11 protein-coding genes are annotated in these 14377 nt (G+C 44.7%); 6 read left to right on the top strand and 5 right to left on the bottom strand.

The genetic code is table 11. The features are described 5' to 3' along the window. Nucleotides 1–5: 5 nt before the first annotated feature. The 6 genes from AB3G73_RS20535 (at nt 6) to AB3G73_RS20510 (ending at nt 6604) form a co-directional block, all read left to right on the top strand. The gene (locus AB3G73_RS20535) at nt 6–1214 is read left to right on the top strand and encodes an argininosuccinate synthase (RefSeq protein WP_004310468.1); all 1209 of its coding nucleotides are present in this window, start codon (nt 6–8) and stop codon (nt 1212–1214) included. Continuing rightward, nucleotides 1211–2179 (top strand): N-acetyl-gamma-glutamyl-phosphate reductase, encoded by a 969-nt coding sequence (gene argC / locus AB3G73_RS20530; protein ID WP_195649291.1) that lies wholly within the window; start codon nt 1211–1213, stop codon nt 2177–2179. Before AB3G73_RS20535 ends, argC begins: the two co-directional genes overlap by 4 nt. Before the next feature lie 14 nt (nt 2180–2193). Continuing rightward, nucleotides 2194–3315, top strand: coding sequence for an aspartate aminotransferase family protein (locus AB3G73_RS20525; RefSeq protein WP_367745536.1), 1122 nt, complete (start codon nt 2194–2196; stop codon nt 3313–3315). Nucleotides 3316–3451: 136 nt separating this feature from the next. Next, nucleotides 3452–4225: a pyrroline-5-carboxylate reductase gene (gene proC, locus AB3G73_RS20520; protein ID WP_367745535.1), complete on the top strand. Its 774-nt coding sequence runs from the start codon at nt 3452–3454 to the stop codon at nt 4223–4225. Between the two features lie 161 nt (nt 4226–4386). After that, entirely contained in the window at nt 4387–4941 is a 555-nt protein-coding gene (locus AB3G73_RS20515; protein ID WP_148363934.1) for a helix-turn-helix domain-containing protein, read from the top strand. 7 nt (nt 4942–4948) lie between these two features. Continuing rightward, the gene (locus AB3G73_RS20510) at nt 4949–6604 is read left to right on the top strand and encodes an AMP-binding protein (protein ID WP_148363935.1); all 1656 of its coding nucleotides are present in this window, start codon (nt 4949–4951) and stop codon (nt 6602–6604) included. Nucleotides 6605–6694: 90 nt separating this feature from the next. Here the strand turns inward: AB3G73_RS20510 and AB3G73_RS20505 are convergent, their stop codons facing one another. From AB3G73_RS20505 to AB3G73_RS20485, 5 genes are read right to left on the bottom strand one after another with little or no spacing between them, the layout of a single operon-like run. Beyond that, nucleotides 6695–9217, bottom strand: coding sequence for a zinc-dependent metalloprotease (locus tag AB3G73_RS20505; RefSeq protein WP_148363936.1), 2523 nt, complete (start codon nt 9215–9217; stop codon nt 6695–6697). 28 nt (nt 9218–9245) lie between these two features. Then, complete coding sequence (locus AB3G73_RS20500; protein WP_195649294.1) at nt 9246–10373, bottom strand: thioredoxin family protein; 1128 nt, start codon at nt 10371–10373, stop codon at nt 9246–9248. A 21-nt stretch (nt 10374–10394) separates the two neighbouring features. Beyond that, a complete protein-coding gene (locus AB3G73_RS20495) occupies nt 10395–12014 on the bottom strand; it encodes a PKD-like family lipoprotein (RefSeq protein WP_259022100.1) in 1620 nt (539 codons plus the stop codon). Between the two features lie 31 nt (nt 12015–12045). Beyond that, the gene (locus tag AB3G73_RS20490) at nt 12046–12849 is read right to left on the bottom strand and encodes a DUF4843 domain-containing protein (RefSeq protein WP_148363939.1); all 804 of its coding nucleotides are present in this window, start codon (nt 12847–12849) and stop codon (nt 12046–12048) included. 12 nt (nt 12850–12861) lie between these two features. Continuing rightward, the gene (locus AB3G73_RS20485; RefSeq protein WP_148363940.1) at nt 12862–14376 is read right to left on the bottom strand and encodes a RagB/SusD family nutrient uptake outer membrane protein; all 1515 of its coding nucleotides are present in this window, start codon (nt 14374–14376) and stop codon (nt 12862–12864) included. Between the last annotated feature and the right edge of the window lies 1 nt (nt 14377).

Genomic DNA, 14377 nt, shown 5'->3' with positions numbered 1-14377 from the left:
GCACTATGGAAGAAAAGAAGAAAAAAGTAGTGGTGGCATTCAGCGGCGGACTGGACACATCGTTCACCGTCATGTACCTCGCCAAAGAAAAAGGTTACGAAGTATATGCAGCTTGTGCCAATACGGGTGGTTTCAGTGAAGAACAACTGAAGACAAACGAAGAAAATGCTTATAAACTGGGAGCAGTGAAATACGTAACACTGGACGTTACCCAAGAATACTACGAAAAGAGTCTGAAATACATGGTTTTCGGAAATGTGCTGCGCAACGGTACTTATCCTATTTCAGTCAGTTCCGAACGTATCTTCCAGGCATTGGCTATCGCACGCTATGCCAACGAGATTGGTGCAGACGCCATCGCACACGGTTCTACCGGAGCCGGTAACGACCAGATCCGTTTCGATATGACTTTCCTCGTACTGGCTCCCAATGTGGAAATCATCACATTGACCCGTGACATGGCATTGAGCCGTCAGGAAGAAATTGATTATCTGAACAAGCATGGTTTCAGCGCAGACTTTACTAAGCTGAAATACTCTTATAACGTTGGTTTGTGGGGTACTTCTATCTGTGGCGGCGAAATTCTCGACTCCGCGCAAGGACTCCCGGAAACAGCCTACCTCAAACATGTTGAAAAAGAAGGTAGCGAACAGCTCCGCCTGACTTTTGAAAAAGGGGAACTGAAAGCTGTCAACGACGAGAAGTTTGACGACCCGATCAAAGCTATCCAGAAAGTGGAAGAGATTGGTGCAGCATACGGTATCGGCCGTGATATGCACGTAGGCGATACAATTATCGGTATCAAAGGCCGTGTAGGATTCGAAGCAGCTGCCCCGATGTTGATTATCGGCGCTCACCGTTTCCTTGAAAAATATACATTGAGCAAATGGCAACAATACTGGAAAGACCAAGTAGCTAACTGGTACGGTATGTTCCTCCACGAAAGTCAATATCTGGAACCGGTCATGCGTGACATCGAAGCCATGTTGCAGGAAAGCCAGCGCAATGTGAACGGTACAGCGATCCTCGAACTTCGCCCGCTTTCTTTCTCTACCGTAGGTGTAGAATCGGAAGATGATCTGGTGAAGACTAAATTCGGAGAATACGGTGAAATGCAGAAAGGCTGGACAGCCGAAGATGCAAAAGGCTTTATCAAAGTGACCTCCACTCCGCTCCGCGTTTACTATAATAACCACAAAGACGAAGAGATATGATTAAAGCAGGAATCATTGGTGGCGCAGGATATACAGCAGGCGAATTAATCCGTCTGCTGCTCAACCATCCGGAAACTGAAATCGTATTTATCAACAGCAGCAGTAATGCCGGAAACAAAATTACCGACGTACACGAAGGCTTGTATGGAGAAACAGATTTAAGATTCACCGACCAGTTACCTTTGGACGAAATCGACGTTCTTTTCTTCTGTACCGCCCACGGCGACACAAAGAAATTCATGGAAAGCCACAACATACCGGAAGACCTGAAGATTATCGACCTCTCCATGGACTACCGTATCAAAAGCGATGACCATGACTTTATCTACGGTCTGCCGGAACTGAACCGCCGGGCCACTTGCACGGCGAAGCACGTAGCCAATCCCGGTTGTTTTGCAACCTGCATACAACTTGGTTTGCTTCCGCTCGCCAAGAACCTGATGCTGACGGATGATGTGATGGTAAATGCCATTACAGGAAGTACGGGCGCCGGAGTGAAACCGGGTGCTACCAGTCATTTCAGTTGGAGAAACAACAATATGAGTGTGTACAAAGCATTCGAACACCAACACGTTCCGGAAATCAAGCAATCGCTGAAGCAACTGCAAAACAGCTTCGATGCAGATATTGACTTCATTCCATACCGTGGAGACTTCCCTCGTGGTATCTTTGCAACGCTGGTAGTCAAGACCAAAGTAGCACAGGAAGAAATCGTTCGTATGTATGAGGAATATTATGCCAAAGACTCCTTCGTACACATCGTAGATAAGAATATTGACTTAAAACAAGTCGTTAATACTAATAAATGCCTGATACATCTGGAAAAGCATGGCGACAAGCTATTGATTATCTCTTGTATCGACAACTTGCTGAAAGGCGCCAGCGGACAAGCCGTTCATAACATGAACCTGATGTTCAACCTGGAAGAAACCATAGGACTACGTTTGAAGCCTTCAGCTTTCTAAAAAACAGAAGAATTATGAATTTATTCGATGTATATCCTTTATACAATATCAACATTGTCAAAGGTGATGGCTGCAAGGTATGGGATGAGAACGGAATAGAATATCTGGATCTCTACGGAGGTCACGCCGTTATCTCCATCGGACACGCGCATCCCCACTATGTAGCGATGATCAGCAATCAAGTATCAAAACTTGGTTTCTACTCGAACTCTGTCATCAATAAGCTTCAACAAGAGGTAGCCGAACGACTGGGAAAGATTTCCGGTTACGAAGACTACAGCCTGTTTCTGATTAACAGTGGTGCCGAAGCAAACGAAAATGCCATGAAGCTGGCTTCTTTCCACAACGGACGTACCAAAATCGTATCTTTCAGCAAAGCGTTTCACGGACGTACGTCTCTTGCAGTAGAAGCAACTCACAATCCTTCCATTATCGCTCCTATCAACAATAACGGTCATGTCACCTACCTTCCGCTCAACGACATTGACGCGATGAAGCAGGAATTGTCTAAAGGAGACACCTGTGCTGTTATCATTGAAGGAATTCAAGGTGTAGGCGGTATCAAAATACCGACCACCGAATTTATGCAGGAACTCCGCAAAACTTGTAGCGAGACGGGAACCATCCTGATTCTGGATGAGATTCAGAGCGGATACGGACGTAGCGGCAAATTCTTCGCTCATCAATATAACGATATCAAACCGGACATCATCACTGTAGCCAAAGGAATCGGTAACGGCTTCCCGATGGCAGGTGTCCTAATCAGCCCGATATTCAAACCGGTATACGGTCAGTTGGGAACTACCTTCGGTGGAAACCATCTGGCATGTGCGGCAGCTCTCGCCGTGATGGATGTCATTGAACAGGAAAATCTGGTAGAGAATGCAAAAGCTGTAGGTGACTATTTACTGGAAGAACTAAAGAAATTCCCGCAAATTAAGGAAGTGCGCGGACGCGGACTCATGATCGGACTTGAATTTGAAGAACCAATCAAGGAACTGCGCAGCCGACTCATTTACGACGAGCACGTATTCACCGGAGCAAGCGGCACGAATGTACTTCGCCTGTTGCCCCCTCTTTGTCTTAGCATGGAGGAAGCAAAAGAATTCCTTGCCCGGTTCAAGAAAGTACTCTAACCGCTCATTTGATTAATAAACAGCCAACGATAAAAGCAGCCTCTATTAGAAATTTAGTTCTTATTCTGGCTGCTTTTTGTTTTTTCGTAATTAACCGTTACCTTTGTCTGTAACAACTCATTAAAAACAAGCGTATATGAAAATAGCCATTATCGGTGCAGGAAACATGGGCGGTTCAATAGCCCGTGGCCTGGCAAAAGGAAGTCTGATAGACGATTCGGATATCATTGTATCCAATCCCAGTGCCGGAAAACTAGAGAAACTGAAGAATGAATTTCCGGATATCTCTATCACGAACAATAATGCGGAAGCTGCCTCAGGAGCAGATATTGTCATCCTCGCCGTCAAACCGTGGTTTATGGAACCTGTGATGCGCGAATTGAAACTGAAAAGCAAACAGATACTAATTTCTGTAGCCGCCGGCATCAGCTTTGAAGAATTGGCTCATTGTGTCGTTGCACCGGAAATGCCGATGTTCCGTCTGATTCCGAATACCGCTATCAGCGAACTGGAAAGCATGACGCTTGTCGCTGCCCGCAACACGAATGATGAACAAGACAAATTCGTCCTCCGGCTATTCAGCGAGATGGGAACAGTGATGCTGATTCCCGAAGATAAAATAGCGGCAGCCACTGCATTGGCATCCTGCGGTATCGCTTACGTTCTGAAATACATTCAGGCAGCCATGCAAGCCGGAATTGAAATGGGACTCCGTCCTAAAGATGCCATGCAGATGATAGCCCAATCCTTAAAAGGAGCGGCCGCACTGATTCAGAACAATGACACCCACCCCAGTGTAGAAATCGACAAGGTGACTACTCCGGGCGGAATCACCATCAAGGGAATCAACGAACTGGAGCATAACGGCTTCACTTCCGCTATCATCCGAGCGATGAAAGCGTCGAAATAACAATAAGACTGTCAGTAAGTTCAGGCACGGATTACACGGATTACGCTGTTGCTTTATACAATTATAATACTAAAAACCGTGAAATCCGTGTAATCCGTGCCTGAATAAAATGAAATCATTTCGCAAAATTACTATAACTAATCACTTATAACTTCAACAATATGAATGACCAAATTAAACAGATAGCAGAACGCCTTCGCGGACTACGTGATGTACTCGAATTGACTTCTGAAGACATTGCCCGCGACAGCGACATTTCTGCTGAGGAATACCGGCTTGCGGAAACTGGAGAGTACGATATCTCCGTCAGTATGTTACAAAAAATAGCCCGTACGTACAATGTAGCTCTCGATGCCCTGATGTTTGGCGAAGAGCCCAAAATGAGCAGCTACTTCGTGACCCGTGCCGGCAAAGGTGTCAGCATCGAACGTACCAAAGCTTATAAATACCAATCGCTGGCTTCAGGATTCATGAACCGTACCGCTGACCCGTTCATCGTTACCGTTGAACCGAAAGCAATCGACGAGCCGATCCATTATAACAAACATAACGGACAGGAATTCAACCTTGTCATCGAAGGACGTATGCTTATCAACATCGAAGGCAAAGAAATCATCCTCAACCAAGGCGACAGCATTTATTTTAACTCTAAACTTCCACATGGCATGAAAGCGCTCGATGGCAAAACGGTACGTTTTCTGGCAGTAATTATGTAATAACATCATGGTAGAAAGATTTTTATCACAGACCTCTTTCAGTTCACAAGAGGACTTTATCAAAAACTTAAAAATAAACGTTCCGGAGAATTTCAACTTCGGCTACGACGTAGTAGATGCCTGGGCTGCCGAACAACCCGACAAGAACGCTTTGCTTTGGACAAATGACAAAGGCGAAAGCCGCCAGTTCTCATTTGCCGATATGAAACGCTATACAGACATGACCGCTTCTTACTTCCAGAGTCTGGGTATCGGTCGTGGCGACATGGTGATGCTGATTCTGAAACGGCGTTATGAGTTCTGGTATAGCACCATTGCCCTACACAAACTGGGAGCAACCGTCATTCCGGCTACCCACCTGCTGACTAAAAAGGATATTATCTACCGCTGCAATGCTGCCGATATCAAAATGATTGTAGCTGCCGGTGAAGGAATCATCCTGCAACATATCATAGATGCTCTTCCCGAATGTCCTACTGTAGAAAAGTTAATCAGTGTCGGTCCGGATATTCCGGAAGGTTTCGAGGACTTCCATCAGGGTATCGAACATGCCGCCCCGTTTGTACGTCCCCGCCATGCGAACACTAACGACGACATCTCACTGATGTATTTTACTTCCGGCACTACCGGCGAGCCTAAGATGGTGGCACACGACTTCACTTATCCGCTAGGACATATCGTTACCGGTAGCTTCTGGCATAATCTGGATGAGAACAGCCTTCACCTCACCATTGCCGATACCGGCTGGGGGAAAGCGGTATGGGGCAAACTTTACGGACAATGGATTGCCGGAGCCAATATCTTCGTCTACGACCACGAAAAGTTTACCCCGGCAGCTATTCTTGAAAAAATCCAGGAATATCATGTCACTTCCCTTTGTGCACCTCCTACCATCTTCCGTTTCCTGATTCACGAAGACCTGACGAAGTTCGATTTATCTTCACTCAAATACTGCACCATTGCCGGAGAAGCATTGAACCCTGCCGTATTTGAAACGTTCAAGAAACTGACTGGTATCAAACTGATGGAAGGTTTCGGACAAACGGAAACAACCCTTACCATCGCTACCATGCCGTGGATGGAACCGAAACCGGGAAGCATGGGACTGCCGAATCCTCAATATGATGTTGATTTGATCGACCATGAAGGTCGCTCTGTTGAAGCCGGTGAGCAGGGGCAAATTGTAATCCGCACCAGCAAAGGCAAACCTCTCGGACTTTTCAAAGAATACTACCGGGATGCGGAACGCACTCATGAAGCTTGGCACGACGGTATTTATTATACCGGTGATGTTGCCTGGAAAGACGAAGACGGATACCTGTGGTTTGTCGGTCGCGCAGATGACGTTATCAAGAGCTCCGGTTACCGCATCGGCCCATTCGAAGTGGAAAGTGCATTGATGACTCATCCGGCTGTTGTGGAATGTGCCATCACCGGAGTACCCGATGAGATTCGCGGTCAGGTAGTAAAAGCTACGATTGTTCTATCTAAAGATTATAAAGCACGTGCCGGCGAAGAACTGATTAAGGAGTTACAGAATCATGTGAAGAAAGTGACTGCTCCTTATAAATATCCGCGTGTAATTGAATTCGTGGAAGAACTTCCGAAGACGATCAGCGGCAAGATTCGCCGGGTAGAGATTCGCGAGAATGACAACAAGTAAGTAGAAAATAGTTTCTAATCAATAAGAAAGCGATATTATATGAACTGTAATATCGCTTTCTCAGTTTAAAGAGAATGATCCCTCATCCGCCTATTTTTTCATCAAGCGTTCGATATATTGTATCTGGAAACGATAAAAATCACGGCTTTCCTGATTGCCTACGGAACTATTCGCCTTATAGAGCTGAAGTATTTTCTGCAATTGCCCGAAAGAGGAAGATTGCAACAACTTCTGATTCAAAGGAGGAATGACAGGCATACGCATGGTGGCTGACTGTTCCTCGGATGCGGCGGAACAGCAGCAGCGCCATTTCTCCGAATAGAATGAATCGGCCAATCCGATTCGAAGTCCCCCCATGGGTGGTTGTATAAATCCCGCATTAGTAGCCAGTGCTTCGATGGCTGCCGCCTGCATTTTCATCTCAGTATAATTGAGTGCCTGTCCGGCAATGGTAGATTGGAATATAGTACGATAGACGTCATCCAAATAAGACGTGAGTGTATAGTTGTTCTTTGCGTCTACTACGCCTCCTTCATAAATACGTTGCAACCGACGGGCATCGTAAAGTGTTGCCGCACCTCCTTGAATCAGACCGTCGGCACCATTCAAGTCAAATCCGAAGCGGATTATTTTCTCCGGTATAATCAGCCAATTGTTTGCTTCCCGCAGTTGGCTGACAACCCATTTCATGGATGCGGACTGTTGACTTTTGGGTACGAATACACGTACGCCGTCTTTTTCTCCTACACGATTGTAAGTATATACAACTCCTCCCACATACCCCAGTGTATGTCCCAAATAATTAGAATACTGTCCGACAATGCTGGCAAAGTAATCTTTTAAATCCTGATAAGTATCTCCCTTCACGCCCATCCAGTCTTCCAAGTTCTTATAGACGATTTTCAGATTGCTGATACCGTAATCACCCGCCTTTATCGGGTCATTGCCTAAGTCTTCCGTTTGGGCGGTCGGGTCTTCAATAATCCCCATTTGCTGTAATCCGAATTGGTACATCGGGTCACCGGCTTTCTCTTCAATCCATTTGGCTAGAACCTTAGATTGCTCTTTGGGAGTCTTATTGCCCGGAATAAGGCGATATCCCCAATTGATGGCATATATGTCATACACTCCTAAAATAGGAGGCGTCAGTCTCACGCCTTTCTCAAAGTCGCCGGGTTGGGCAACGTAGTTGTTGCGGGCATAGTCCATGATGCTGGGAGTCGTACCGTATTTCTGTGTGAAAGCCGGATCGCGCAATTTCTCCACGGGGTAGGAATGGCTAGCTCCCATGTTGTGGAGCAAACCTAACGTATGTCCTATTTCATGAGAGATGACATAACGCAGTGATTCGCACATTACATCGTCAGGAAACACATTGGCACGTACCCGTTTATCTACGGCACCGGTTTGTACAAACCGCCAGTTGTGTACAAGTTGGATGACATTGTGATACCAAATGACATCGGCTGTAAGGATCTCTCCCGAACGGGGGTCTACGTAACTGGGGCCCATCGCGTTCGGTATCGCGTATGTGGCATATTTCACACAACTATAGCGCATATCATCCGGATCGAAGTTAGGGTCGTTCGGATACATCTTGGCTTGGACGGCATTTTTAAATCCGGCAGCTTCAAAGGCAGTGTTCCAGTCTAAGATACCTTGTATGATTGTTTCACGCCATTTTTGAGGGAATGCTGTATCTACGTAAAATACGATGGGTTTTATGGGCTCTACCAGTTCTCCACGGAAATAGGCTTCCCTGTCTTTAGGTTCCAGCCTCCAGCGATGGATAAAATTATAGGTGGTTACTTTATCTTCCTGGGTGTCGAATAGGTTACGGAATGAATGGAAATATCCCACACGATTGTCCTGAAAGCGCTGTTCCATCAGCGTATCCGGCAATTGGAGTATCGAGCGGTTGAGCATCAGCGTGATGCACTGGCCGTTTTGATTGTTGCGGAGATTCATTTGTGTGCGTACTTCCATATTGGACGGAAACAGTTTGACTCCTTTGATAATGGAAGCGTCCGGTGCAAAGGAGTAGGACTTGCGTATACCGTCGTGTATGGGAGAGATGATGCGTTGGTCGGTGGTGAAGAAATCGGTAACATCAATCGTCAAGTTCCCTTGATATTTGCTTTTCACTTTGAAGGCAGCTACCACGGGATTGGTAAAGTTCTTATGGAACGATGGAAGTACAGGGTCCCCTTCCGGTACAGCGAATACAAGTTGGCGCTGATGTATGTACACATTGATGCTGTCAGTAGAGAAATAAAAGCAAAGTGGTTCACACTGCATTTGTCCCGCCACTCCTACCCCAGTATTACTGGTCTCCGCCAATCGGGTAGCCAACAGATAATCATGCTTAAAGGCTTCGGAACCGAGTTCCAGCAGAAGCTTTCCCTCTTTGGTATAAGCGCAGAGCATGCCTTCCTGCCTTTTCATGCCCTCTATCAGTTTGTCATATTCCGTTTTTTTAGGGTCGGCGGGAGGCGTTACGGCTTCTGTTTTACCTTTTTTCTTTTTGGTCGTTTTCTTGTCAGACTTAGGTCCGGCAAATACAAGCATGGGGATGCAAAATGCCGCCAATGACACTAGTAGTAATTTTCTCATACGATATACTTTCTTTTAAGTTTGAATATTATTTCTTTGGATTGAAGCTTGCCAGTAGTTGTTCATAGTATGCTATGTATCGGTAGTTTTCCGCCGTCGTATTTTTGCGAATCTCGGAAAGGCGTTTCTTCACCCAGCCCGTTATCATTTTTCGGGTGGCGGAGGTGATTGTTCCGTTTCCTATGCGTGAAGCCCAGTTATAAAGAATCCCATCCGAGACGTCTTGTTTGCGGATTGCTTCGTTGCAAATTTGCGCATATTTGTTCCAGTCTCTTTGGTATTCCGCCACCAGCAGATGGTTGCGCAACATTATTTCGTCTCCTTTGAAGAGTGGGAAGCGGGTCATCTCTTCGAAATAGCGGTTTAACCCTTCTTCATCAATCTTATATACAGAGCCTTCCTGTTTGAAGAAGTCGCTTGCATGTGCCGACCACACTTGATACAACTTATCGTCTAACTGTTGCGGATCATATTGGGCTTTAAATTCGTCCTGATGTTCCTGCACGTAGCGGAAAAGAGGATGAAACGGTTCGCGGATATAGCGGAAGAAAAGGTCGTAAAGACCTTTGCTCTCCAACAATTCCTTCTCTTTCCCTTCCAGCAGCTCCAATGCAAGTTGCATAGCCTCTTTACGTTTCATGTGTTCATCGAGAGTCACAATATACTGCACCATAAATTCTTCACTGCGTTCCCCTCCCTCATACTTCGTTTGCAGGACTTCCAGCGTTTTGCCGGATAGGGTGCGTTCCGTACGTTCTATAAATTCGTCGGCTGTACAACCGCCCACGGCGGAATTCATCAACGTCCCCTCTTTGGTCAGATAGAGAAAAGTAGGAAAGGCTTTTACGCTGAACTTTTTGGCAAGTTCCGGCCCCTCTCCTTTTTCCATGTCTATCTTGGCGCATACGAAGCGCCCGTTCAGATAGTCTCCCAACTTCTTCTGGGTGAAAACCTGGCTTACCATCATTTTACATGGTCCGCACCAAGCGGTGTAGCAATCTACCAGAATCGGTTTGTTGGCAGCCTGCGCTTGCGTCAGCAGGGATTGCCATGCGGGATTGTCGAGGAAAGAAACCCCTTCTCCTTGCTGGGCGTACGTGATGGTAGTCCAGCAAGCAAGTAATGTTACTATGATATGCTTTAACAGTCGGTTCATAATTCTTTTGATAAATCAATATTAGTAGGGATATCCCATGAATGGACCGGAATCATTTCCCGGATATTTTGGTGCAAGATATACGGCGCGTTTCAGTTTACCGGTTCCGCTAATCGTTTTTACCGGTTCCCCATCGGGAGAACCACCTAACATATTATATAAATATAATTGATAGCTATCCCCCGTTTGAGTTCCTATTGCAAGGTATCTGAAACTGTCTCCATACCTGTCTTGATTGAATTGTTCCCAATAGATTGTTTCTGCATATACAATTTCTTCACCTGCAGGAATGCCTTCCGGCTTTAATTCCCATTCAGCCTCTTTCTCTATCTCTTCTATCGATTTCTTAGGATCTTGTTGATAATTTAACGAATAGGCATAAAGTTTTCCACCATCTACACAGTAGGCTATAGATGCCCAACGAGCATTGTAAGAACGATAAGTCGCTTTGGCGAAATGCATATCGGGATTCACGGTGAGCATGGTATCCGGAGTGCAATTACTCCAATTGGCTGTCATGCGGTAGAAAATCTTATCGCCGGTAGATGTTTCATTAAACAAGAAAAAGAGTTTGGTATCATAGTTAATGTAAGTCTGTCCGGCAGAAACACATTCATAATTGGTCAGGTTTTCTACTGCAACCTCTTGATATGCATTCTTTTTTGGACTAGGAGTCTTTATACCTCCATTCATGTCTATACGATAAATCGTATGGTTCTTTTCATTCCAGAAGACAGTTTCGTATGTTCCGGTTTTTACCACAAAGGGACTGGCGCCCGCCGGTTCTTCCGGATGACTGAATTTACCAATAGGCATGGGTTTTGCAGTGGCGTCGCCGCAAGCGGTAATGTATGCTCCCTTGCTGGAAAGATAGAGATTTTTAAAAGTGGTGTTCACACTTGTATAAGGAACCTCGTCTATTCCATCCGATGCATAAAACATGGTTTTCTCATCATGTACTACCGCTAAATCCGGTGCACGCAGAAAGCGTACTTTTCTGTCATCAGTAATGACACACAATGAATGGTCGTAAGACGCTTTGTTAGTCTCCGGATCAATGTACGCATGATTATATACGACCGACAAGCTTTTAGGCTTTCCGCTTACCGGTGCTTGGTGCAGTCGAGTAAAGACATTGTCTATCTTTTCATTCGAAGGGGACAGGAAATCCAATTCCGTGTTTCCGTTCACTTCTTTCAGTATATAGAATCCCTCTGTATAACGGGTAGATACATTCAGTGATGTACGTTGGTAGGCCACACAGCCATTGCTTAGGGATTTAACCCGAAGCACAATGGTGTAGTCGCCTACCCCCAAATTGACAGGATAGGACAGATTCTCATCTTCACTGATAAGGACTTCTTCGTAATGGTTTCCATCATTATCTGTAGATGCATTTTCTTTCGATTTTTCATATAAGAACCAATGGTATTCCAAGTCTTTTTTGGGATAGTCACTTTTGATAACGGGATTGATCTGTAGTACTTCACCATTATCGGACATGGCTGAATATTTCTCTTTTATCCCGCTGATGGAAATGTTTCCCACTTCAACGGAAGCCTCCTCGCTATTGTCGCTATAGCAGGCAGAGAGTATCGCCATCATTATAATCATGTATGTTATAAAGTAATGCCTTTTCATATCTTTACTATTTTGATTCATTTCATTTTTTCTATAGTGATATCAGGGGAATGGAGACTTCCGTCCCGTCTGCCTCTTTCAGTTTTCCTAGTCCTTGCGCTTCACGTTCCGCATTCAGTTTGTCAAGAGCCTCGCGTAAAACACTTTCCAAATAAGCAATATAATATTTATCACAAACAGCGGCATCTTCAATAGACAGTTCGTTGGCAAGGAAGTCATCATCCCACTTATCTCCTGTCGTGTCTATCAAAAATTGATGTTTTGCTACTCCGTATTCGCCGAAATAATAGGTTGATAAAGTTTTCCATCCGGAAGGTTTAGCCAAAAAGTCCGCAATATAAATGCTCATGAAGCTCTTGTTGGTGTATCCGGCAGAAAACTCATCTGTGGTTTTGATGGTAAATACAAGCATGAAGCCTTGTGATTTTAGAGAAGCATCCCGTTTAAGTACTATTGGAATAGTAGTACCGGCAGAGTTTGCAGGAATATAATAATATTTCTTTAGCAATTCAGGGTCATCGAAAGCTACGTAATGTTTACCCGGTACAGCGTTATCTGACACTCCATAAGTTACTTGCTCTAACTGGAAAGGACGGTCATAGGGGGTGACAAAACCCATAGTATGTACTTTATACCACAGAGTATCTGTTGTGGTAGTGGCTTTCTCGTAGACAAACGAGTATCGCTTCAGTGTGTCCGCCGGATTGGAATAATCAAAGATCAGACGGTTATTCGGATCACTGTATACAGGTAGTTCTTTCTCGCATCCACTCATTAGCATGGCAAATATACCCCCTAAAAGCAATGATAGGAATGCATGATTATAATGTTTCATAAATTCTGTTTTTTATTGAATTGCATTTGGATTGTATTCTGTTTCCGGTAATGGTAAGACGTACAGTCCTTCATTCATGGTTTCACCAAAAAGAAAAGTCATAGACGTTGAGTTACGACGCTTGTACTGATAGAACATGACACCTTCCGCATAAAATTCACGCTGATACTCTGCCAACATGAAATTCGCCACAGCATCCAAAGAAGTAAAACTGTCCTCCGCAGAGATAGATATGTCATGAGAAGCCATATATTCTTTATATAACGCATTGGCTTCCTCCAGACTAGTGGTAGTTTCCATAGCAATCAAGTACAGTTCGGAAATACGAAGCAAAGGGATAATTTGTCCTTTCACCATATCATTATCGCTGCTGTATTTGCTATAATACTTCTTAAGTGTTGGAAACTTTTGTCCATTGGAGCTTGACTCCGTATTCAATTCCCATTGGTAAATGTATCTGTTGTGTGACGTGATAGAAAAGCCTGTGAAGAGCCTTTGCAAATTCCATGTGCCGTTCAGACAAAGTTGTTCCGATGGATTTATCTTACGGTCTGCGTCACCGCCTAGTACAGTAGGAGAATAGTCCCGTAAATTGTACTTGTGTATAGCAAGCAGACATTCTGACGGGCAGGCATAAAGACCTTTGAGGAGATCTTCTCTTCCGCTTAATTTCATTAGAGACTTGCCATCCGCTCCTTTTGCGTTGATAATTTCCATTGCGTTATCATGTGCTTTTGTCACATCTCCGATATATAAATAGAGACGCGCTTTTAAGGCCTTCACTCCCCAGTAGTTGAAGTGTAATTGGCGATAAGCCAGATAATCATCGTTCAAATTAATGTTTGAAGGAGTATTCAGTTGGTCGAATGTGTATTTAAAGATCAGATCATAGTCTTTTAGTAGAGAACAAGCTTTGTCCAGATCTTCATCCAACTTCTTCACGTAATCCTCAAAAGAATAATACACCGGCATAATCTTTATATCAGCACTTTCTGAATAAGGGAGCGACACTGTGAGCGTCGCATTTTGCGGAAGCTGCCCGAAGAGACGCAGTATATCCAATTGGCAAAACGCGCGTATGCCATACGCTTCTCCTTCTATCATGGCACGACTCGCCGGATCCGCAATGTTGTTGCCATATTGCTCGCAAGCTCCGATAATCATATTCGCCTGGGTAATCACATTGAATAATTGACTGTATATCGTTTTAATGGCATTCTTTGCATCATCCTGAGTATAATTGTGATGTAAAAAATAGTAGTCAGCTTTACGATAGTAGTCACTGGTCAGATTCCATTGTGCGGCAAGACTTTCAACATTGCTCATTGTCAATCTCTCACCATAAGCGTTACAGTCGGCTAATGCCATATAGCAGCCGTTCAAAGCATCTTTGAAACCCTGGTACGAAGAGAATAGGTCTTTTCCATACACCTCGTCCTCCGGTTTGATGTCCAGCCAATCGCGGCAAGATGTACACATGAAAGTAATGCCGGACAGTATGATTATCAGTTTCTTATTTATTTTCATA

Source organism: Bacteroides sp. L008 (genome assembly GCF_040812255.1).
GTDB classification, from domain to species: domain Bacteria; phylum Bacteroidota; class Bacteroidia; order Bacteroidales; family Bacteroidaceae; genus Bacteroides; species Bacteroides vicugnae.
The sequence above is the reverse complement of the archived record's forward strand: the minus strand, read 5'-3'. Positions and strand labels throughout refer to the sequence as shown.